Source organism: Cyanobium sp. L1E-Cus (assembly GCF_024345755.1).
Taxonomy (GTDB): domain Bacteria; phylum Cyanobacteriota; class Cyanobacteriia; order PCC-6307; family Cyanobiaceae; genus Cyanobium_A; species Cyanobium_A usitatum.
This window is the reverse complement of the sequence record NZ_JAGQBS010000010.1, coordinates 19786-41396: the sequence shown is the minus strand read 5'-3', so window position 1 is coordinate 41396 and position 21611 is coordinate 19786. Positions and strand designations below refer to the sequence as shown.

Annotated in this window: 17 protein-coding genes; 11 read left to right on the top strand and 6 right to left on the bottom strand. The window is 58.6% G+C overall.

Annotation, left to right across the window (positions count from 1 at the left end; genetic code table 11):
* Positions 1-111: 111 nt before the first annotated feature.
* Positions 112-1092, bottom strand: coding sequence for an IS5 family transposase (locus tag KBZ22_RS10390; protein WP_255021913.1), 981 nt, complete (start codon positions 1090-1092; stop codon positions 112-114).
* Positions 1093-1330: 238 nt separating this feature from the next.
* Between KBZ22_RS10390 and KBZ22_RS10385 the strand changes: the two genes are divergently transcribed.
* The 9 genes from KBZ22_RS10385 to KBZ22_RS10345 all read left to right on the top strand — a co-directional run bounded on the left by KBZ22_RS10385 (position 1331) and on the right by KBZ22_RS10345 (position 10685).
* A complete protein-coding gene (locus tag KBZ22_RS10385) occupies positions 1331-2803 on the top strand; it encodes a glycoside hydrolase family 130 protein (RefSeq protein ID WP_255021912.1) in 1473 nt (490 codons plus the stop codon).
* The gene (locus KBZ22_RS10380; RefSeq protein ID WP_255021911.1) at positions 2800-5070 is read left to right on the top strand and encodes a glycosyltransferase family 4 protein; all 2271 of its coding nucleotides are present in this window, start codon (positions 2800-2802) and stop codon (positions 5068-5070) included. The genes KBZ22_RS10385 and KBZ22_RS10380 overlap by 4 nt, the downstream gene beginning before the upstream one ends.
* Complete coding sequence (locus KBZ22_RS10375; RefSeq protein ID WP_255021910.1) at positions 5067-6179, top strand: Gfo/Idh/MocA family protein; 1113 nt, start codon at positions 5067-5069, stop codon at positions 6177-6179. The genes KBZ22_RS10380 and KBZ22_RS10375 overlap by 4 nt, the downstream gene beginning before the upstream one ends.
* A complete protein-coding gene (locus tag KBZ22_RS10370; protein ID WP_255021909.1) occupies positions 6176-7258 on the top strand; it encodes a glycoside hydrolase family 130 protein in 1083 nt (360 codons plus the stop codon). Before KBZ22_RS10375 ends, KBZ22_RS10370 begins: the two co-directional genes overlap by 4 nt.
* 374 nt (positions 7259-7632) lie before the next feature.
* Positions 7633-7857 carry a diguanylate cyclase gene (locus KBZ22_RS14420; protein ID WP_255021908.1) on the top strand — a complete coding sequence of 75 codons (225 nt, stop codon included), beginning with the start codon at positions 7633-7635 and terminating at the stop codon, positions 7855-7857.
* Positions 7858-8289: 432 nt separating this feature from the next.
* The gene (locus tag KBZ22_RS10360; protein ID WP_255021907.1) at positions 8290-8685 is read left to right on the top strand and encodes a hypothetical protein; all 396 of its coding nucleotides are present in this window, start codon (positions 8290-8292) and stop codon (positions 8683-8685) included.
* 62 nt (positions 8686-8747) lie between these two features.
* Complete coding sequence (locus tag KBZ22_RS10355) at positions 8748-9014, top strand: hypothetical protein (RefSeq protein ID WP_315858611.1); 267 nt, start codon at positions 8748-8750, stop codon at positions 9012-9014.
* 8 nt (positions 9015-9022) lie between these two features.
* A complete protein-coding gene (locus tag KBZ22_RS10350) occupies positions 9023-10237 on the top strand; it encodes an FAD-dependent monooxygenase (protein ID WP_255021906.1) in 1215 nt (404 codons plus the stop codon).
* Positions 10238-10259: 22 nt separating this feature from the next.
* Positions 10260-10685, top strand: coding sequence for a hypothetical protein (locus KBZ22_RS10345; protein WP_255017616.1), 426 nt, complete (start codon positions 10260-10262; stop codon positions 10683-10685).
* Here the strand turns inward: KBZ22_RS10345 and KBZ22_RS10340 are convergent.
* Positions 10668-11036, bottom strand: a complete 369-nt coding sequence (locus KBZ22_RS10340) for a hypothetical protein (RefSeq protein WP_255021905.1) — start codon at positions 11034-11036, stop codon at positions 10668-10670. The genes KBZ22_RS10345 and KBZ22_RS10340 overlap by 18 nt on opposite strands.
* A gap of 162 nt (positions 11037-11198) precedes the next feature.
* Here KBZ22_RS10340 and KBZ22_RS10335 point away from each other — a divergent pair, with 162 nt between their 5' ends.
* Positions 11199-12854, top strand: a complete 1656-nt coding sequence (locus KBZ22_RS10335; RefSeq protein ID WP_255021952.1) for an alpha-D-glucose phosphate-specific phosphoglucomutase — start codon at positions 11199-11201, stop codon at positions 12852-12854.
* Here the strand turns inward: KBZ22_RS10335 and KBZ22_RS10330 are convergent.
* The 3 genes from KBZ22_RS10330 to KBZ22_RS10320 are packed head-to-tail and all read right to left on the bottom strand — an operon-like array spanning position 12851 to position 18371.
* A complete protein-coding gene (locus KBZ22_RS10330; RefSeq protein ID WP_255021904.1) occupies positions 12851-16120 on the bottom strand; it encodes an efflux RND transporter permease subunit in 3270 nt (1089 codons plus the stop codon). The genes KBZ22_RS10335 and KBZ22_RS10330 overlap by 4 nt on opposite strands.
* Before the next feature lie 7 nt (positions 16121-16127).
* Positions 16128-17255 carry an efflux RND transporter periplasmic adaptor subunit gene (locus KBZ22_RS10325; RefSeq protein WP_396111960.1) on the bottom strand — a complete coding sequence of 376 codons (1128 nt, stop codon included), beginning with the start codon at positions 17253-17255 and terminating at the stop codon, positions 16128-16130.
* 24 nt (positions 17256-17279) lie between these two features.
* Positions 17280-18371 (bottom strand): efflux RND transporter periplasmic adaptor subunit, encoded by a 1092-nt coding sequence (locus KBZ22_RS10320; RefSeq protein ID WP_255021903.1) that lies wholly within the window; start codon positions 18369-18371, stop codon positions 17280-17282.
* Positions 18372-18468: 97 nt separating this feature from the next.
* Between KBZ22_RS10320 and KBZ22_RS10315 the strand changes: the two genes are divergently transcribed.
* Entirely contained in the window at positions 18469-20766 is a 2298-nt protein-coding gene (locus KBZ22_RS10315) for an AAA family ATPase (protein ID WP_255021902.1), read from the top strand.
* A gap of 88 nt (positions 20767-20854) precedes the next feature.
* On the opposite strand, the gene KBZ22_RS10310 is transcribed toward KBZ22_RS10315, so the two are convergent.
* Positions 20855-21535, bottom strand: a complete 681-nt coding sequence (locus tag KBZ22_RS10310) for an alpha/beta hydrolase (RefSeq protein ID WP_396111957.1) — start codon at positions 21533-21535, stop codon at positions 20855-20857.
* Positions 21536-21611: the final 76 nt, after the last annotated feature.

Below are 21611 nucleotides of genomic sequence, written 5' to 3'. Positions count from 1 at the left end.
GGTGGATTTCGGGGTGATCCAGCTCCAATTCACCTTCTTCTTACTCTTTGAAAGCAACTTTGTGCCTGTTTTGGGCACAAATTGAGCCCATTAGGCACACCAATACTGCGCCTATCCCGTAGCCAGAAGGTACCCGCGAGCGAGAAACAGATTCGTCAGAGCTGCTAGAACATTGACTTTGCAGTGGTTCTTGGCCATTCCGCGCAATCTGGTCTTTCTAAAGCCAAACTGCTCCTTGATGACACGAAATGGGTGCTCAACCTTGGCCCTGATGTGCGCCTTGGCCGTCTCTACTAAATCAAGCAACCTTCCGTCTGGCGTATCTGGCAAGACCCTCCGCTTTCCAGGCCTCATGGCAACACGAAAAGTGATGCTCTTGTTTGCAATCTCAGCCCGCTTATCAATCCCTTGATAGCCGGCATCTCCATAGACCACCTCTTCCTCTCCATGGAGGAGCTGGGCTGCTCGGGTGATGTCATGCACATTGGCCGAGGTGGTTTCTACTGAGTGGATGAGGCCGGAGTCCTTGTCAACCCCTATATGGACCTTCATCCCGAAATACCACTGGTTGCCCTTCTTTGTCTGGTGCATCTCTGGATCCCGTTCACCGGTTTTATTTTTGGTGGAACTGGGAGCAGAGATCAAGGTGGCATCAATGATCGTGCCTTGCTTCATGGCCATGCCTCTCTGCTTGAGGTGGGCCTTGACCGTCTCAAAAATCTTCTGGCCGAGGTCGTGCTTCTCAAGCAGATGCCGGAATGCCAGGATCGTTGTCTCATCAGGGATCTTGTCGCTGATCAGTTCGATGCCGGCGAAACGCCGCATGGTGGGTACTTCAATCAGTGCATCCTCCATGGCTGGATCACTGAGGCTGTACCACTGCTGCATCAGGTGAATCCGGAGCATTGTGGCCAATGGATATGACGGGCGGCCTCCTTTGCTGCTGCTCTTTGGGTAGTAAGGCTCAATCAGATCGACCAGTGCCTGCCAAGGGACTACTTTCTCCATCTCGGCCAGGAACTTCTCACGCTTTGTGCGCTTTTTGGCGGTGCTCTGCTCATAATCAGTAAACCCGAGCTGCTTGCCGCCCATCACCTCAGTCCTGGCCTTGGTTTATGCCCCTATTCTCGCTCAGATGGCCTGCGTTTTCCAGAGTCTCCCTAAAATGCAACCAAAATTGAAGCCAGCATCTAGGGTGCAGGAAGGCAAACATTCGCAGCACTAATCCAGGCCTGAACGGGTACCAAACACAAAGGCAACAATATTCTTGCTTTTTGAACCCGACCTTTTATTTCTAGCCTTTTTTGATCCCTAAGGCAGGCTATAAACCATGTCACTTCAGGTCAACAGAACAAATATTCAAATTCGACCGGACCCTTCGCGGGTGTTTTTAAGGGCCTTCGAACCGAGTGGCAGGGAACGCATTCAACGAATTGTTGCTCGGGTCATGGCACTAAGCCGCTCCGAGGCGGAGCGCGAAGCCGCCATCATGCTGGAGAGCTTTGAAGGCCGCCATGAAAAGTTGCAGGCCTTTCTGCTCACTCGTTTCGGCCATGTGAGCGAGCATCTGATCACCGATCGGCCCCTAAACCACTGCGAAAGGCTGCTGATCGGTGCCTATTTCACGCTGGAATATTCCCTTGAAGCGGCGGCTCTCTTCAATCCGTCAATCGTGCGGCATCCGGATCAGTCGGGAATCGATGAAGGCAGCATGCGCTTTCTCCTAAGCCTACGGGCGACGGGCGAAGGCCATATCTCCTCAATTGTTTTTCGCACTGGCGTTATCAACCGAGAGGGAGGCATCGCCCTTGATCAGCCGAGCCCCTTTGTGGCAGCTGCTGATGTGCATCCAAACCCAAGCTATGAAAAGCATCTTTTCGAGCGAAAGCTTGTTGAAATGGGCTTGCTTACGCATCTTGCTCAGCGCCTAATGGACCAGCTACCTGATTTTTTCAGCTTTGAGGAACTCAAGGAGTTAACCAACCAGGCCCTGCGCAGTGACCGTCTCGCCAATACAGACAGCATGCATATAGCGGAGAGCGTACTATCGCTGGCACGCGCAAACTACGAGCTAAGCTTCGACCCAGGTGATGATTGCTCAGAGCGAGCTATCTTCCCCACCTCTCCCACCGAAAGTCGTGGCATTGAAGATGCTCGATTTGTTGCTTTTGAAGAAAACGGGCAGACTACCTATTATGCGACCTATAGCGCCTATGACGGTCAGCTTGTCTTCCCCCAGTTGCTGGAAACTAAAGACTTCACCCAGTTCAAGATAAGCACCTTAAATGGCCCTGAAGTGGCAAATAAGGGCATGGCCCTATTCCCAAGAAAACTGGGAGACTCATACGCCATGCTTTCCAGGCAGGATGGCGAGAATATCTATCTGATGTATTCAGACCAGCTGCACTTCTGGTACGAAAAGCGTATTTTGATGCGGCCCACCTACCCCTGGGAGTTCGTTCAGATTGGCAACTGTGGCTCGCCTATCGAAACCGAAGCTGGCTGGCTGGTACTGACCCATGGCGTTGGACCAATGCGTAGATACACCATAGGTGCGATTCTGCTCGACATTAACGATCCAAGCCAAGTGATCGGCCGCCTCAAGGAGCCCCTGCTAGAGCCAACCAAGGAGGAGAGAGAGGGATATGTTCCGAATGTTGTCTATAGTTGCGGATCACTAATCCATGCCGATAAGCTGATCGTACCTTACGCCATGAGCGATCAGTCAGCCACTTTTGCCACCGTATCCGTTAAGGAGTTATTGCGAGAATTGAAGGCCAACCCTCTGGAGAAATATCCTTGAAGCCAAGATCTACTCGAAAAATTGCAATCATTGGCGACTATCTGCCAAGGAAATGTGGGATCGCCACCTTCTCACACTCGGTTTATCGAGCTCTCTCCGACGACGCAGCCGACAACGAATGCTTCATCGTTGCGGTAAACGACGTTCCCGAAGGCTACGCCTATCCACCGGAAGTTCGTTTTGAGATTGCGGAGCAGGATTTAAGCAGCTATCGCCGCGCTGCCGATTTCCTGAATCTCACCGATACGGATGTCATCTGCCTCCAGCACGAGTTTGGCATCTATGGCGGCCCAGCTGGCAAGCATATCTTAACGCTTTTGCGCCATGTCCATATCCCTGTGGTTACCCAACTCCATACGATCCTGGAGGAGCCCAGCGCAGAACATCTGCATGTGATGAAAGAGCTCGCCGCACTTTCAGCACGGATCATTGTGATGAGTGAACGGGGGCGCCGAATTCTTGAGGAAATCTACGGGTTGCAAGCAGATCATCTAGACGTGATCCCCCATGGTGTGCCAGACATGCCGTTTGTAGATCCCAACTATTACAAAGATCAGTTTGGTGTTGAGGGCAAAAAAGTTCTTCTTACTTTTGGGTTGATCTCGCCAGCCAAGGGGATAGAAAACGTTATCCGGGCCTTACCTGAGGTGGTCAAGGTATTCCCCGAGGTCGTCTATATCGTATTGGGTGCCACCCATCCCCACCTGCTACGAGAGCAGGGCGAAACCTATCGCTTAAGTCTTGAAAGGCTTGCCCTTGAGCTTGGGGTTAGAAAGCAGGTAATCTTTTATAACCGCTTTGTGAGCGCTGAAGAGCTCAAGGATTTTCTTGGTGTTGCGGATATTTATATCACTCCCTACCTCAACCGTGATCAGATAACTTCCGGCACCCTCTCCTATGCCTTCGGTTGCGGCAAGGCGGTGATCTCCACTCCCTACTGGCACGCAGAAGAGCTGCTTGCTGAAGACCGGGGCGTGTTGGTGCCCTTTCGCAACAGTGATGCAATTGCCGAGGCACTGATCGGTTTGTTGATCGATGAAGTGCGTAGACATGCCATGCGCAAGCAGGCCTACCTACTGGGTAGGGGCATGATCTGGAGCCAGGTAGCTGAACTTTATGCCAGCTCATTTGAGCGAGCCAGGCTAGAGCGTGGCAACGGAGTGGTGCTGCACTCCCCAATCAAGCCCCTGGAGCAGGAACCGCGCGAGCTGCCGGCCTTAAGGCTTGAGCATCTGAAGAGAATCTCGGATTCAACAGGTATTTATCAGCACGCCAAATTCACATTTCCCAATTTCAAGGAAGGATATTGCACGGATGACAATGTTCGCGCTCTGCAATTGCTTGTAATGCTCGAAGAATCGGGCGATGCCACCCCGGACGTTCAAGCATTGGCTACTTGTTATGCATCGTTTATTAACTATGCCTACATCCCGGGAACTTGCCGATTTCATAACTTCATGAGCTTCGAGCGCACCTGGCTCGATGAAGATGGCTCCGATGATTGCCTGGGCCGCACCTTGCTAGCCCTGGCTGCCTGTGTAGGCAGATCCCGCCGCGATGATTTGCGCCACTGGGCAGTGGATCTGTTTCAGCTGGCGCTGCCCTCGGTCACCAAAACAACGAGTCCACGGGCCTGGGCCCTTGGACTCAAGTCTATCCACGAGTATCTGCGCACGCTGAGTGGTGATCGAACCGTCGATCTGATGCGCGATACCCTCACCGATCAGTTGCTGGTGGCCTTCGATCAAAACTCCAGTGATGAATGGCCCTGGTTTGAGGATGTGCTCAGTTACGACAATGCTTCCCTGCCGCACGCCCTGATCCTCAGTGGCCGCTGGTCGAATCGAAGCGAAGCCCTTGATGTGGGTCTGCGCAGTCTGCGCTGGTTGATGGCAGAGCAAACCGCTGAAGCTGGCCATTTCAGGCCAATTGGTTCCAATGGCTTCTACCGCCGGGGCCAGCAGCGGGCCACCTTCGACCAGCAACCACTGGAGGCCTGCGCTTCAGTGTCGGCTTGCGTTGAGGCCTGGTCAGCTACGGGCGATAGCTTCTGGCTCCGCGAGGCCTGGCGAGCATTTGCCTGGTTCCTAGGCGACAACGACCTGCACCTGCCGCTCTATGACGCACGCACTGGCGGCTGCTTCGACGGTCTTCAAGACGACAGCGTCAACATGAACCAGGGTGCCGAATCAACTCTGGCTTTCCTCCTGGCTCTGCAGGAGATGCGACTAATCGAACTCGCTCGCCATTCAATCCCCAAGCCATGAATAAGATCCGCATCGGCGCCATTGGAGCAGGCGGGTTTGGACTGTTTGCTCTCCAACAGTTTCTACAAGTTGAAGGGGCGGAGCTGGTGGCCATGGCTGGCACCCATCGAGAGGCGGCCCTCGCCATGGCCCGCCGTTTTGGAGTTGCTGAAACCCTTGAAGTGGAAAGCCTGCTCCAACTTGATCAGGTTGACCTTGTTTACATCGCCACGCCGCCCTTTCTCCATTACGCCCAGGTGCGTGCAGCCCTGGAGGCAGGCAAGCATGTGATCTGCGAAAAGCCGCTGGTGCTAAGCCTGGCCCAAGCTGATGAGCTGTTGCAGCTGGCCCGCTCCAGCGATCGCCTCTGCATCGCCAACCTGATGCAGCGCTACAACCCGCTGTTTGAGGCCGTGCGCCAACTGATCGATTCCAAAGTGATCGGCGAGTGCCTGCATGGCTGGTTTGATAATGCCGCCGGCGATGAGGGGCTTTCAGCCGAGCACTGGTTCTGGGATCGCAGCAAAAGTGGCGGCATCTTCATTGAACATGGCGTGCATTTCTTCGATCTGTTCGAAGGTTGGCTGGGGAAGGGAGAGGTTGTCTCCTCCCAGCGGACTCTGCGCCCAGGCTCCGGCATTGAGGAGCAGGTGCAGTGCGTAGTGCGCTACGGCAATGGTGCCCTAATCAACTTCTATCACGGCTTCACCCAGCCGGCGCGGCTGGAGCGTCAGGAATTTAGGCTGCTATTTGAACACGGTGAATTGACCCTGGAGGAATGGGTACCTACTCGGGTGCGGCTGCGGGCCGTGATTGATGAAGATCAATCGCGCAGGTTGATGCAGATCTTCCCTGACGCCAGGCTTGATGTTCTCGAAAGCTATAGCGGCTCTAAGCGCCTGGCCCGTGGACGCCACAAAGACTTTGACACCTATCAGAAGATCGATCTTCATGCTGGATTGGAGGCCGAGAAGATGCGCCGTTATTGCGAGCTGCTGCGGGCACTGTTCGCCGACCAGATTGCCTGGATTGCCGATCGTTCCCATCAACGGCTGATCACTGAGGAAAATGGCCGCAACTCCCTTGCCATGGCCTGCGCGGCAACGCAACTAGCTGAGCCTGGCGGATGAGACCCCGTTTATTTAGCAGCTGCCTGCTGACCCCTGAGCAGCTCGCCCCCTCCCAGGACGACATGCGGGTTGTTGGGGCCTTCAATCCAGGCGCCGTCACAACGGAGCAGGGAGTTGTGCTACTTATCAGGGTTGCCGAGGCGCCTAGGCAGATCCGGCCGGGTTTCGTGGGTTTGCCGCGCTGGGATCTGGAGGCAGGAAAAATAGTTATCGACTGGCTGGCTGAGCAGGAACTGATTGTTGAAGATGCCAGGGTGGTGAAGATCAGGGAAACGGGCCTGCTGCGGCTCACTTCCACCTCCCATCTACGCGTGGTTCGCAGTGCCGACGGTCGCCAGATCGAGCCCAGTGAGCAGCAAATCCTCCGGCCGAGCCTCGGCTGTGACAGCTATGGCATCGAGGATCCCCGCATCACGCCAATTGATGGTCATTTTTATATCACCTATGTAGCCGTATCCCCCCACGGTGCGGCAACAGCTTTGGCCTCTACACTTGATTTCAGCTCCTTCAAGTTCCACGGGCCGATCTTCTGCCCGGAAAACAAGGATGTGGTGCTGTTCCCTGAGCGTATCGGCGGCCAGTATTTCGCGCTGCATCGGCCCACCACTGCCCATGATTTTTCCCGTCCGGAGATTTGGCTGGCCTCATCACCCGATCTACTGCATTGGGGCAAGCACCAGCCCCTGCTGGGCTCTAGTGCAGGCTGGGATTGCGGCCGCATCGGCGCGGGCACACCACCGATCCGCACAAGGGAGGGATGGTTGGTGATCTATCACGGCAACGATAAGGGCGAAGGTGAAAGCGGCATCGGCAGCTATGGGGCTGGAAAGCTGCTTTTGGATCTCGATCAGCCCTCGAAGATTCTCAGCGCAGGAGAGCAGATCTTGACACCAGAAATGGAGTACGAATGTCTGGGATTTGTGCCAAATGTGGTGTTCCCCACTGGCATCATCCAACAGGAGGATTCACTGCTGATCTACGCCGGAGCCGCTGATACCGCCACCTGCGTAGTGGAACTTGGTCTCACTGATCTGCTCATCAGCGACTCATCACCAGCTGATGTAGGCCCGAAAATCTGAACCGGGCCTTCTGAGAGCTTCCCTGCCAGCCAGATTTAGAGGTATGGCACCGCCCCATCGGCGCATGAACAATGAACCTGAATTCATTGCCCATGCCTTGAAGGAGTGGTGCACAGGCAATGGTTCGGGGCAGCTGTGTTCAGAGGGGGCTTAGAAAGCCAACCAGAAGAACAGGGATCGCTGAGATGCACCACCAATACTTAAAGCCAGGTCTCTATGCAAGCTATGCATAGAACACTCCAGAGTTTTAACCATTGCCTGGCGACAAGACATTACACGCGCTACACTAAGACGGCACACAACGGCGCAAACGATTAAAATATAAACCATTTAAATTCTAACTTCAGCGCATCTCCATCGAGCAGTTCGAGAAATTGCGACTAAAGACTCAGGCACAAGAGCCTATTAGCCTGATCACGATTGACATTGACAACTTCAAGTTAATCAATGACAACTTCGGACATGCAAGAGGAGACGAAGCCCTGAAGCGGGTTGGAGCTGCATTATTAGCGAAACCAGGAGATCAGGCATTTGCTGCAAGATTTGGCGGCGACGAATTGTTATCGCCATTCCTGCGCAGTTGCCCGATGAAACCATAAGTTGGCTCGTCGCCATTCAAGATGGTCTCCGAAGCCAAGCAAAATGAGCCTCTGATTTCCCCGAAGGCATCCTAATGAGTGTAGGCATACTTTATTGCGCCTCTGGCGTTAAACTCATTTTTGAAGACGTGATTCAAGAGCTTGACAAGTTGCTCTATGAAGCAAAAGCGAGAGGTCGCAATTGCTTCATCAGCAAAGAAATATCGGAATAAACGTCCTACCCCCTTGATCCGAGTGGAACGGGCAAGGTCGCTCGTCTGGCGAGAACAGAGCTGCTGCTGCAGACCGGGGGTTCAACGCAGCCGAGTCGGGACGGGCGGGCTGATGATGGAGGGCTCTCCAACCACCATATATGGGCCGTCCGGTAACCCCAAGCACCACATCTAGTGATCTGCACCTAAAGTCCATTTGCTCGGATGGCCAAGTACGCCGATGAAGACCCTGCTGAAGACCGGCAGCTTGGCGAAGACCGGCAGCCTGATGAAGTCGTTGGCGAGCTCCCTGGTGTTGCCAGGTGAGGACACCACCCCCGCTGCGCCAGTGGTCTACACCACTGCCATCCGCTGCGACGGCAGTCTGGCCAAGTCCCTCGCCGGCATCAGCCTGCTGGCCAACCAGCTCGGCTTCACCCACGCCCCCGAAACCCTCTACGCCGTTGACGGCCAGAGCGCCGCTTTCCATGCCGACCATGGCGCCAGGGCAGTGAGCCTGGCAGTGGAATGCAACCCCCGCCAGCAGACCGTCTCCCTGGCGGTGAGCGGGCTGGATCACCAAGACACCTTTGAAACATTCCATCAGGTGTCCAGCACCCTGTTTGGCGACTGCTGATCGGGAGCAGTGATCCAGGCGGCCCCCCTCCTACGCTTAGCCTTCCCCTCAATGCTGTGGCCATGGTCAGTGGAACGGAGCGTGCCTTGAATGCCCCGCCGGCCTCCCGCAACACGTCGGCCACCCTGGATGCCATCCAGCTGATGCTGCGCGACCTGCACACCCGGCACGATGAAATACGCCACCGGGCCGCATTCCGCGGCTGCACCAATGAATTGTTGGCCGTTCAGCAGGAGCTGGTGGAGTATTTGCTCAGCAAGAAAAGCCAGTTGACGGGCCATGTCGACCCGGTGAGCGGCGGCACTCGCAACTACAACTCCTTCGTTTGAGTGGCCCCTTGAGCCACCGCCCCAAGGTGGTTGTGGTGGGTGCCGGACCGGCGGGGGCGAGTTTGGCCCTACTGCTGGCCCGTGGCGGTATGGCCGTAACCCTGGTAGAGGCCGGCACCAACCTGGAGCGTCAATTCCGCGGCGAAGCGCTGATGCCCTCCGGGCTGGAAGCCCTGGCGGCCATGGGGCTGCTAGAGCTGATTCCAGGCCTGCCCCACCGGCCCCTGGTGGAATGGCGCTTCGTGGTCAATGGCCAGGAGCTATTCACCGCCACCGAGCCCCTCGGCGGCGATCCGAGCCGGCCCTGCACCCTGGTGAGCCAGCCGGCCCTGCTGGAGGCCCTGCTGAAACGGGGCAGCACCTACCCCTCCTTTGCGATTGAGCGGGGCCAACCGGTGGTTGACCTGCTGTGGCAGCAGGAGCGGGTGGCGGGGGTGCAACTGCGCGATGGCAGTCAGCTACCTGCCGACCTTGTCATCGGCTGCGATGGCCGGGGCTCCCTGGTGCGCCAGAAGGCAGGGCTAGCGCTGCAGAGCAGCCCCAGCCCGATCGACTTGCTCTGGTTTCAACTGGCCAGTCCCGCGGCCTCGCCCTTAGCTGGCTCCTTCACCACCCTGGTGGGTCCCCAGGGGGTTTTCAGCGCTTTCGAAAGCGCCAGCGGCGGCGTGCAGCTGGGCTGGGTTATAGGCAAGTCTCAAGCCACACCCGAGCTCAGCAGAGAAGGCTGGATCGAGCGGATGGCAGCATTGAGTCCGCCTCAGCTAGCGGCCTGGCTACGGCAGTGGCGCGACGGATTGGGGGCGCCCAGCCGGCTGACGGTGCAGGTGGGACTAGCGGAGCGCTGGTGCCACCCGGGCCTGCTACTGCTTGGCGATGCGGCCCACCCGATGGGACCGGTGCGAGCCCAGGGCATCAACATGGCCCTGCGTGATGCCTGGGTAGCCGCCATGCGGTTGTTGCCTCTGCTCAGCAGTGGCTGCAGCGGCGCTGCCCTTGATGGGGTGGCCGTCCAAATTGAGGCGGAGCGGCGGCCCGAAATCATCAGCATGCAAACCCTGCAGGCTGCCGAAGCAGCCCGGGGAGAGCAGTTGCGGCAGCAGGGTTGGTTGCGGGGGGCTCTGGCGATCGCCGCACCCCTTGTGGGTCCCGCGATCGCAGCCCACTGGAGACAGCAGCAACAACCGCTGCGCCAGGGACTAGCCCAGCTGCCAGGACCGCCATGATGGGGGCAACCCCGGTGGAACCATGGCCGCGCCTCGGATTGATCCCGCACTTGCCCTTGGCCTGATCGCCCTGCTGGCTGCACCCGTACAGGCAGCACCCAAGGACCCTCCGTACCCATCCATGGAACTGTTGCGCGAGCTCCAGCTCCAAACCTTCGCCTGCGGAAGAGACAACACAATTGAAGCCTGCGGCAAGGCAAGCACCATGGCCGATCCGCTGATGGATCACCCCCGCCTTGGCGCCACCTGCAAGGACGCCATCTGGACGATCCGCGAACGGGCAAAGCCAGCTACCACAAACACTTTTGAAAGGCGCGAAGCTCTCAACCGAGCCGGCCAGGACGTGATCCCCTTCTGCAAACAGCAGACCCGCTCGGTCGCCCCGAGCAAAACCGACACCAAGCCCAAGGAGAAAAAAGGTGTGTTCAACCTAATTCCGGGGTCCTGATCCTGATCCTGGTCCTGATCCTGATCCCGGCTGGCTCTCAATAAGGTTCAGCACCTGCTGGGCAGTGCTGTCCATAAAAGCCAGCGACCAGCCGACCTGCACCACCGCCTGATCGGCCAAGGCACAGAGACCATCCTTCTGAGCGGCAACTTCACAGCTGGCAGACAGGCCCAGTAAGGCATTGGTGAGCTTGCCGCGCAGGCAGGTTTCCTTGCCGCGTCGCTGGATCACGGCTTCAGCTGCCAACCGACTGCGCTGCACCGCCTCCGCCAAAGGAAGGGCGCGGGCTCCCCCCATCACTGCCGCCCGGCCGGCTTCTGTGGCCGCTAAGGAGCTGGCTGTTAGCGCCAAGCCAGCTAAGCAAGCCACTCTCCAAATGTGCCCGCTGGCAAACCTGTTTTTGGCCAACACCCCTGTCCCCAATCAACTGCCTTCCCTTGGAAGCTAGTCAGTTCTGGAAAGGTGACAAGCCAAGGCTAATTTGGTGCCCCAGTGTCCCTGTGGATTCGGCCGATGACCAGCAGTAATCCCGTGAGCATTCGGCAGATTTCCCTGGCTCAGCCTTTCAGCGACCAGAAGCCCGGCACCTCCGGCCTGCGCAAGAGCAGTCGCCAGTTCCAGACGCCCCACTACCTGGAGAGCTTCATCGAAGCGAGCCTGCAGGTGCTGCCAGGCGTGGCCGGCGGCACCTTGGTAGTGGGAGGTGACGGTCGCTACGGCAACCTCGCAGCAATCAACGTGATCGCCCGCATGGCCGCAGCCCATGGCGTGGCCCGGCTGATTACCACCACCGGCGGCATCCTCTCCACCCCAGCCGCCTCCCACCTGATACGTCAACACGGCGCCGTGGGCGGGGTGATTCTCTCGGCCAGCCATAACCCCGGCGGCCCCGATGGCGATTTCGGCGTCAAAATCAACGGCGCCAACGGCGGCCCCACGCCGGAATCGATCACCGACGCGATTTACGCCGCCACCTTGGAACTAGGCGGCTATCGGATCTGCGAAGGCGGCAGCGATCCCGACCTCTCAACGCCAGGGCTCAGCAGCATTGGCGACCTGCAGGTTGAGGTTATTGATGGCGTCGACGACTACGTAGCGCTGATGCAGCGCCTGTTCGACTTCGACCAAATCGGCGATCTATTGCGGGGCGACTTTCCGATGGCCTTCGATGCCATGCACGCGGTGACCGGCCCATACGCCAGCCGGATCTTCGAAGAATTGCTTGGCGCTCCCGCGGGCACGGTGCGCAACGGCATCCCCCTGGAAGATTTTGGCGGCGGCCACCCCGATCCCAACCTCACCTACGCCCACGACCTGGCCGAGCTGCTGATGGGCAGCGATGCCTACAAATTTGGTGCCGCCTGCGATGGCGACGGCGACCGCAACATGGTGCTGGGAACGCGCTGCTTCGTGAACCCAAGCGACAGTCTGGCGGTACTCACCGCCAACGCCACCTTGGCCCCGGGCTACGCCGATGGCCTAGCCGGTGTGGCTCGCTCGATGCCCACCAGCGCCGCCACCGATGTGGTGGCAAAGGAGCTTGGTCTGGCCTGCTTCGAAACGCCAACGGGCTGGAAATTCTTCGGCAACCTGCTCGATGCGGGGCGCATCACCCTTTGCGGTGAGGAAAGTTTCGGCACGGGCAGTAACCACATCCGCGAAAAAGATGGCCTCTGGGCGGTGCTTTTCTGGCTGCAGATCCTGGCCAGGAAGCAGGCACCAGTGAGCAGGATCATGGCCGAGCACTGGAGCCGTTTCGGCCGGCACTACTACTCGCGCCACGACTACGAAGCCATCGCCAGCGAGGCCGCCCATGGCCTCTACAACCGCATCAAGGAGATGCAGCCCGCACTGGTGGGCCAAAGCTTCGCCGGCCGCAATATCGCTACCGCCGACGACTTCGCTTACACCGATCCGGTGGACGGATCTCTCACAAGCGGCCAAGGCCTGCGTCTGCTGCTCGAAGATGGCAGCCGAGTGGTGCTGCGCCTCTCCGGCACCGGCACCCAGGGAGCCACCCTACGGGTGTACCTGGAGAGCTATGTGCCCCCTAGCGGCAACCTCAGCCAGGATCCCCAAATTGCCCTCGGCGAGCTGATCACGGCAATCGACGGACTGGCCGAAATCAAGACCCGCACGGGGATGGATCGCCCCACCGTGATCACCTAAGCGGTTGTCTCCGGTGTGGATTCAGGCAACCAGCGAGCCTCAAAGTTTTTAATCACCACATAAAAAGGAGGCACAACGCCAAGCGAAAGCACTGTGGCAACTAGCAGCCCCCCAAATATCACCGTGCCTAGGGATTGCTGACTATTTGCTCCAGCGGTGGTTGCCACCACAAGGGGCAAGAATCCAGCCAGAGAGGCGATTGCGGTCATCAGAATTGGACGCATGCGGGACTCAGCAGCAGAAATAGCCGCTTCCGCAAAGCTCATACCATTGGCAACGTGCTGCTCAGCAACCTCAACAATCAAGATGCCGTTCTTGGCAGCCAAGCCGATCAAGGTCACCAGACCTACTTGGGCATAAATATTTAGATCAATTGAGCGGAGGGCTAAGAACACCAGGGCTCCAAGCATGGCCAAGGGGACTGTCATGAGAATGATCACGGGCGTGACATAGCTCTCGTACTGGGCCGAAAGCACCAGGTAAACAATCAAAATACCCAGGCCAAATACCAGCACACTGGCGTTACCCGCAGAAAGCTGCAGGGAAGCCAGGCCAGTGAATGCATAGCCAATATTATTGAAATCAAGCCGCTTAAAGATCTGCTGAATAGCCGTCAAGGCCTGGCCAGAGCTCTTGCCAACCGCCTCCGCGCCCTGTACCAAAATAGTGCGGTAAAGGTTGTAGTGACTAATAACCGGAGGGGCGCTGGTGAGTTCTGACGAAGCAAACTCGCTGACCTGCACTAGTTTGTTGTCGCGATTGCGCACGTAGTAACTGAGCACATCCTCAAGGGTGCTGCGGCCGGACGCCTCTGACTGCACATAGATGTTGCGCACTTGGCCATTTTCATAGGTCAAGCCTGAGTAGTTGCCACCTGCGAGCACGGCAATCGTCTGCATCGCCTGCTGGAAATCGATGTTCAGAGCGCCCATAATTGAGCGATCAATTTTCAGACCAAATGCTGGGGCGCTGGGAATAAACTGGGTGTAAAGGCTTGAAAACTGATCGGATGCCGTGCCAGCTGCCACAAGCTTTTGAGCTAGGGCGTCGAGTTGGTTAAAGCTGTATGCGCCATTACTTAAGTCGTTGAACTGAAAGTAGAAGCCACCCTGGGCCGAGAAGCCAGGAATCGCGGGTGGCTGGGCTGCTATAACTAGACCACTGCTAATTTTAGAAAGCTTGGCATTGAGTCGCTCCACAATTGCCGGTGCTTTCTGATCGGCACCACTACGCTCCTCAAGGGGCTTAAGGCCGAAGAAGAACACACCCTGGTCTGGGCTGGAGCCGTTGAAGCCGTAGCCGCTAACCACCGAAGCTGCCGTGATGTCAGGCTCCTCCTTGAGCACCTTGGCGATCTCCAGGCCAGTCTGCTGGGTGAGACTGAGGGAGGCTCCGTTCTGCAACTGAAAAATTCCCACCCCATATCCCTGGTCTTCCTCAGGGATGAAAGCCGAGGGCAGGGCCGAGAAGGCCAGAGCGGTGAGCACAATGCCGCCAGCAAGGCCCGCAACAACGTATTTGCGGCGGCGGATCAGCACCTCAAGTAAGCGGGCATAACTGCTCTGCAACCAAGCAAAAAACCGATTGAATTGCTCAAAAATTGAGGCAAGCCGGCTACCAGCCAACCCGAACACGACAACTCCGAAGACGTAGGCACCGACACCAAAGGATGCGGCGCTGAAGCGGCCGAAGGCCAGGCCCACAACCACACCACCGATGGTCCAACCCCAACCCTTGGGCTTCGGAGGCTGCTCCGACTTGAGGATCAGGGCCGACATCATTGGCGAGAAGGTCAGGGCATTGAAGGTGGAGATGGCGATCGAAAAGGCGATCGTGAGGGCGAATTGCTTGTAGATGATGCCAATACCACCCGGGTAAAAAGCTACTGGCACAAATACAGCCATCAGCACAAGCGATGTAGCGATCAGAGCACCAGTTAGCTCACCCATACAGGCCATCGCCGCCTTGCGTGGACTCATGCCACTCTCAAGATTTTTAGAAACCGCCTCGATCACAACGATCGCATCGTCAACCACCAGGCCAGTAGCAAGCACCAAGCCAAGCAAGGTGAGCTGGTTTATGGAAAATCCAAAAGCCTTGATGAAGGCGAAAGTACCTATAAGTGAGATCGGGATTGCCAGACTGGGCACCACCGTGGCGCGCCAGTTCTGTAGAAACAGAAACAGAATCACTAGCACCAGCACAATTGCCAGACCAAGGGCATCCGTTACCCCTTCAACCGCAGACTCAATAAACTGACCAATGTTGTAAATCTGCTTAACCGCGATCCCAGGCGGAGTTGACTGGGTGAATTGATTCATCACGGCCACCACAGCTTCTGATACATCTAGAGCATTGCTCTCTGGAGTTTGGAACACCGCAACGGTGATAGACGGGAACCCGTCGTAACTCACCGCCTGCTGAGCAAAGGTATTAAACCCGTAGGTAGCCTGGCCCACATCGCGCAGCCGTAGCAAATTGCCCTGTGGTGACTTGCCAACTATTAGGTCATTGAGCTGATCTACTGACATCAAGTTGCCGTTGTCAGCCACTAGGATCGGGTAGGCGAACAGCTGATCTCCTCCGGCTGGCGGACCACCAATCAGGCCACCAATAGCGATGCTGTTTTGACTCTTGACCGCACTGACGATTTGGTCGGCAGTCAGCTGGTTGGCACTGAGCTTGCTTGGATCAACAAACAGCCAGAAGGCAGGGTTACTACCTCCCAGCAGATTGACTTGAGCGACTCCGGGGACCCGCTCAAGCTGGTAGTAGAGCTGCTCATAAATCAAGCCGTTGATATAGGAAGCATCAAATTGACCCTGGCTAGACGTGACCTGATAGGCAAGCAGAATCGATGGGGTGCTCTGCATCACCGACACCCCCGTTGCCGACACCTGCTGGGGCAACTGAGGCATGGCCAGGGAAACGCGATTTTGAACGTTTACCTGGTCGATGTTGATATCCGTGTCTTCCTCAAAATAAACCTGAATAATGCTCTGACCAGTATTTGAGCTGGTCGATGAGATATAGGCCGCGCCCGGCACACCGTTGATCTGCTGCTCGAGCGGATTGGTAACGGCCTGTTCCGTCACTATGGAATTAGCACCGCCGTAATTAGAGGTCACCTGAATAAGCGGTGGCGCAATATTCGGCAGGTTTTCAATTGGCAGGCCGGGGATCGCAATGATTCCCAGCAGCACGATCAGGATGCTGCAAACGGTAGTAAGGACAGGCCGCTTGATGAAATTATCGGATAGTGACATAACTTTCTCAGTTGCTTCCGCTCGAGAGTTTCACTGGCATGCCGGTACGCAACAGCGCCGTTTTTGAGACGACCACCCTTTCTCCTTTCTGCAGGCCGGAGACCAGCGGGTAGCGATTGCCCTCCAGCTCCCCAAGCTGCACTGGGGTCTGCACCACGATCGGAGTATTGGGCGGCAGGGCCTCAAGCTTCTGCTTCTGCGCCTCAGGAATTTGGGTGGAGGCGCGGATCTTGGCGAGCACCTGGCTGAGTTGCAGCACTCGATAAACAAAAGGCTGTTGGGCCTGCATCATCACTGCCTGCACCGGCACGGAAAGCTGGCGGGTGTTGCCGGTAATAATCCGATTACGCACGTACTGACCTGTTTTGAGCTGACCTGTACCGTTAGGGAAGGAAGCCTTCACCAGCACTGTGTTTGGCGAAGAACTACTGCCGCTCACTCCGTAGTACGGAGAAATAAACACCACCTTCCCCGTCGCAGATAGAGGCGGGTTGCCCTGGGTCACCAGCTGCACGGTCTGGCCAAGCGCCACCTGCGATGAGCGGGTGGCGGGCACATCCATCAGGGTCCACAGGCTTGAGTTGTCGACAATGCCGGTGATCGCCTGTCCCTGGCGCACGTAATCACCCAACTTCACCGTATCGAGATCGCCGATCTCGCCACTGATCGGTGCCGTCACGAATTTGTAGCCCAAGGTGGCCGCATTGGCGCGCACTTGGTCGCGGCTTTGAATCGCCTGGGTGACATAGAAGTCGCGATCCTTGGTGGATACCGCTCCCTGCTCGTTCAAAAAGATGTAGCGCTCCGCGTTAACCAGATCCTTACGGGCCTCGGCCTTGCTGGCATCCAGGTTTGCCGATTGCTGCACGTTGTCGAGCACCAAGATCGGCTGGCCCGCCTTCACCCGCTGGCCCTGGGTCGCCAGGATCTTCACCACCCGCCCATCAACCTCGGGGCGCAGTGCCACATCACTGGTGGAGCTGAGCTGGCTGATCACCTCAATCGAGGGGCTGAAATCAGCCTCGCCGATGGTTTCGGACTGCACTACCAGCGGTTGCCGGGAGGCCTGTTTGGTCGCACACCCCCCTGCGCACAGCAGCCCTAGAAGAGAGGAGACCGCAACCGCTCTGTTCACATCCACTGAGCATCGAAAGGCAAGCTACCGGATGCCTGGCTTTTTGGCCTGCCTCGCAAGTTGCACCGGAGCACCATGGCGCAGGTTGAGCAGGCCAGCGGTAATCAGCCGATCGCCTTCCTGAGCAACACCCTGCCCCCCCCGCTGCAGTGGATAGAGGGTTCCTTGCAGATCTCCTAGCTGCACTGGAGTTTGCAAGGCAAACAGGGTGCCGCTCGGCAACCGGCGCAGCTCGGCGATGGGAGCCTTGCCTGGCCGCTGCTCCAGCTCAGCCAAGCTGCCCACTAAATAGATAAATGGCTGTCCTGCCAACCGGGTCACCGCGGTGAAGGGAACGGCCAACTCCTGGCGCCGATCCAGCACCAGCCGCGTGCGACTGCGCTGGCCGTTGCGCAGGCTGCCCCGCGGGTTAGCAAACGACGCCTTCACCAGCAGCGTCTGAGTTGGGGCGCTCACCCCCGGATCCACCGAGATCACCGGGCCCTCCGCCAGGGGCTGGGAACTGGAGGCGGCCAGCAGCAGCACCCGCTGGCCAGGCCGAACACGATCGGCATAGGTGGCAGGTACGTCGATGCGGGCAAGGAGATTGGCGTTGCGGATCAAGCGGGTAATCGGCACGCCCGCAGCAATCACATCACCCTGCTTGACGCGCAAATCGGCCACCGTGCCGCTGATCGGCGCCCGCAGATCCTTGAAGGCGAGATCGGCTTCCCGGGCAACCAAGGCTTCGCGGGCAGCGATGTAGGCCTGGCGAAATTCATCCCGCTGCAGGGCACTGGCAGCACCTTGACGGGCCAGATCCTGATAACGCTGGTAATTGAGGCGGTTGGTCTGCATCTGAGCGCGCAGGCTGGCCACCTCAGCCCTGAGCTGGGCCTGGTCGAGCACCAGCAGCAGCTGGCCCTGGCGCACCCGATCTCCCTGGCGCACCAACAATCGCTGAATGCGGCCACCCGCCTGGGCCGCTAGATCCACCTCCTCCTCTGCCTCCAGGGTGCTCACGGTGTCAAAACTGGCTTGAAATTCAGCAGTTCCCAGGCGCTGGCTCTGCACCACAGGCAGCCGCGGGGCTGGCTCGCGGCCCTGCTGACACCCCACAACCAGGGCAGAGGCCATCGCCGTGAAAATCAAAAAGGGGGAAACAACTGGGCGGTGCATGGTGTGATGGTGGATCGGGCGCGCCGCATGGCCGGAGCGTATCGCCGGCAGGCCGATGATGGACTCAGAACGGCGCTGCGGCGACCTCGTGAGCGACCTGTTCAGCCATCAACGCGACATCACCCTGGCCCGAATAGCGCCCCTGGCCGACCGGCTGAGGCCCCGCAGCCTTGATGACTTCGTCGGTCAGGAGTCGATCCTCGGCGTAGGACGCCTGCTACGCCGCGCCATCGCCGCAGATCGAGTCGGCAACCTGATCCTGCACGGCCCGCCGGGGGTGGGCAAAACCACCCTGGCCCGGATCATTGCTGGCAGCACCAGGGCCCACTTCAGCAGCCTCAATGCCGTACTTGCCGGCGTCAAGGATCTGCGGGCCGAGGTGGACGCGGCCCAGCAGCGCCTGTCGCACCATGGCCTGCGCACCACCCTGTTCATCGACGAGGTGCACCGTTTCAACAGTGCTCAACAAGATGCCCTGCTGCCCTGGGTAGAAAACGGCACGGTGAATCTGATCGGAGCCACCACCGAAAACCCGTTTTTCGAGGTGAACAAAGCCCTGGTAAGCCGTTCGCGGTTGTTTCGCCTGCAACCGCTTGAGCCAGCACACCTGCGCCAGCTGCTGGAACGGGCCCTGCGGGATCCGGCAGTGGGCTATGGCGAACGCTCGATTGACTTAGCCGCAGCAGCGGCCGACCACCTGGTTGATGTGGCCGGCGGCGATGCCCGCAGCTTGCTGAATGCCCTGGAGCTGGCGGTGGAGACCACTCCTCCCGGTGCTGATGGCTCCATCAGGATCGATCTGACCATCGCCGAGGAGTCGATTCAGCAGCGCGCGGTGCTCTACGACAAGCAGGGGGATGCCCACTTCGACACAATCAGCGCCTTCATCAAATCGTTGCGCGGTTCCGATCCAGATGCGGCCCTTTTCTGGTTGGCCCGCATGGTGGAGGCGGGCGAAAACCCGCGCTTTATCTTCCGGCGCATGTTGATCGCTGCCGGGGAAGACATCGGCTTAGCCGATCCCCAGGCCGTGGTGGTGGTGGAAGCCTGCGCGGCCAGCTTCGAGCGAGTGGGATTGCCAGAGGGGCTTTACCCGCTGGCCCAGGCAGCTCTCTATTTGGCGGGAGCCGAGAAGAGCAACAGCTTGCTCGGTTTCTTCGATGCCCTAAAAAGCGTGCGCAGCGCCAACCGCCAACAGGTGCCCGCCCACCTGCGCGATGCCAACCGTGATGGCAAGGCTTTTGGCGATGGAGTGGGCTACCGCTACCCCCATGCCTACGCCGAGCACTGGGTAGCCCAGCAGTATTTGCCTGGCGCACTTCAAGGTGAGATTTTCTGGCAACCGGGCAGCCTGGGCTGGGAGGGCCAGAGGCGCGAGCGCCTGCAACAGCGACGGGCCGCCCAGCTGGCGGCTGCCGCTGAGATGGCGGCGGATCAGGGCGACGTGCTTAGCAGCAGTCCGGAAGATCCCCAGCTGGAGCGCTGGCTGCAGCGGCAAGCCGCCACCGAGGGAGAACGACTCGACACTCTGAAACATCGCTTCTGGGCAGGCGTGATCTGGCAACGCCAAGCGCGGGTGCTGGTGCTGGAAGCGAGGTCGTTGCTATGGGCCCTTGATCCCCTGGCCGCTACGCCCGAGGGCGGGGTAGTGATCACCGTGGCCCAGGCCTCCGACCGGGAGCGGCTGCAAGCCCAGCTGAAGGTGCTCGACAGCCTGCGCCAACCCCAGCTGCTGCTGGTGCCTCCCCAAACCCCTGCCGCCCTTAACTCCCAGCTCGAACCGCAACTCGCCCTTGACTCCGGGGCCCGCTTCGACTGGGTGATAGCGCGTCAACCCTGGCAGGGCCTCAGCGCCGAACAAATCGAGGCCTGGATCAGCCAGGCTGGCGCGCTGCTGGGCCAAAACGGCCAATGGCGCCTGCTGTTCAGCACTCCCCAACTCGGTCCAGCAGCAGGTCTGCGGGCCCTGCTCGGCAAGGCAGAAACCTCCCTGCAAATCTTGCTGGAGGAGCTAACTCACCTGGAGGGGCAGCGACTGATCCAGGCCCAGAGCACCGGTCTAATCAGCCAACGCAGCTTGATCGCCGCGGGATGGCAAGTGCAACAGGAGCAGTGGCAGGAATCACTCCAACTCGAGCTGACTGCCGAGCTGATCGAACGCTGGCTGGCCCCGGCCAGCTCCTATCTCGAAGCCATGGCCGCACTCCGGGGCAAGCCCCTAGCCAGTGATGCCGTGCAAAGCCTGCGAGAAGCATTCAGCCGTCTGCTGGGCCAGCCCCTGCCCCAGACACTTGAGCACACCTTGGTAAGGGCAAGGCGTGCAGACGCACTGCAAACACCCCTAAACACATAAAAAAGCCCCGGCGAAAGCCGGGGCAGCTGAGGTGGCGAATCGCCTAGCGAGAGCCGAACACCAAGGCCATGCTCACCAAAGGCCAGGCTCACCAGAGGCCGCGGATAGCCTCAGGTTGCACCTGCTGAACTGGGGCTGGGGCTGGGGCCATTGTGCGCACTTCAGCCACGGGATCAGCCATCTGGTTGGCCTGGATGCAGGCCGGCAGGAACACGTACCAGGAGAGCAGGGAGGTGCACTGGGCGTCACCTTGGCAGCGACCTTCGGCACAGACGTTCTGGGCACCGGTGTAGGTGTTGCAGAAGTCGGCTAGGCGCATGTCGGTAGGCAGGGCATTCATGATGCCGGCCGAGGAGATTTGGCCGTCACGGGCATCGGCCATGATCGCCGAGCGCAGAGCCTGCACCGCGAAGGTGTTCATGCTCCAGTAGGGGAAGTAGCTGGTGGTTTGGTTCTTGAGGAACTTCACACCTGCATCCGAGTAGAGGAAGCGGGAGACGCCAACGAAGTCCACGTTGTAGGACTTGTTCATGCCCTCACGCACCTCGGCAGCGGTCCAGCCGGAGCGGTTCAGGCCCCCTTCCAGACCCCGATCGGTGACTTCACCAGACTGCAGAAATGTATTGAAGGCATCCTGGTTGGTAGACCACACGGCGCCGCCGGTGTTCCAACGAACGGGGAGATTGTTGTCGACTGCGGCGGACGCTGGCATAGCCACCGCCGAGAGGGCCGTACCCACAAAAAGGCCGGCCAGCAAACGCTTGATCACGAGAGACGTGGAATCAGTTCGATTCAAAGTTAGCCACGCCATGCCGCATGTCACCAAAGATGCAAGTCAGCGGGGT

Excerpts from the sequence above, each read along its gene's own strand:
- KBZ22_RS10385 (WP_255021912.1), top strand. The coding sequence starts at position 1,331 with ATGTCACTTCAGGTCAACAGAACAAATATTCAAATTCGACCGGACCCT.
- KBZ22_RS10335 (WP_255021952.1), top strand. The coding sequence starts at position 11,199 with ATGACCAGCAGTAATCCCGTGAGCATTCGGCAGATTTCCCTGGCTCAG.
- KBZ22_RS10370 (WP_255021909.1), top strand. The coding sequence starts at position 6,176 with ATGAGACCCCGTTTATTTAGCAGCTGCCTGCTGACCCCTGAGCAGCTC.
- KBZ22_RS10345 (WP_255017616.1), top strand. The coding sequence starts at position 10,260 with ATGGCCGCGCCTCGGATTGATCCCGCACTTGCCCTTGGCCTGATCGCC.
- KBZ22_RS10315 (WP_255021902.1), top strand. The coding sequence starts at position 18,469 with ATGATGGACTCAGAACGGCGCTGCGGCGACCTCGTGAGCGACCTGTTC.
- KBZ22_RS10330 (WP_255021904.1), bottom strand. The coding sequence starts at position 16,120 with ATGTCACTATCCGATAATTTCATCAAGCGGCCTGTCCTTACTACCGTT.
- KBZ22_RS10320 (WP_255021903.1), bottom strand. The coding sequence starts at position 18,371 with ATGGCCTCTGCCCTGGTTGTGGGGTGTCAGCAGGGCCGCGAGCCAGCC.
- KBZ22_RS10360 (WP_255021907.1), top strand. The coding sequence starts at position 8,290 with ATGAAGACCCTGCTGAAGACCGGCAGCTTGGCGAAGACCGGCAGCCTG.
- KBZ22_RS10355 (WP_315858611.1), top strand. The coding sequence starts at position 8,748 with ATGGTCAGTGGAACGGAGCGTGCCTTGAATGCCCCGCCGGCCTCCCGC.
- KBZ22_RS10390 (WP_255021913.1), bottom strand. The coding sequence starts at position 1,092 with ATGGGCGGCAAGCAGCTCGGGTTTACTGATTATGAGCAGAGCACCGCC.
- KBZ22_RS10375 (WP_255021910.1), top strand. The coding sequence starts at position 5,067 with ATGAATAAGATCCGCATCGGCGCCATTGGAGCAGGCGGGTTTGGACTG.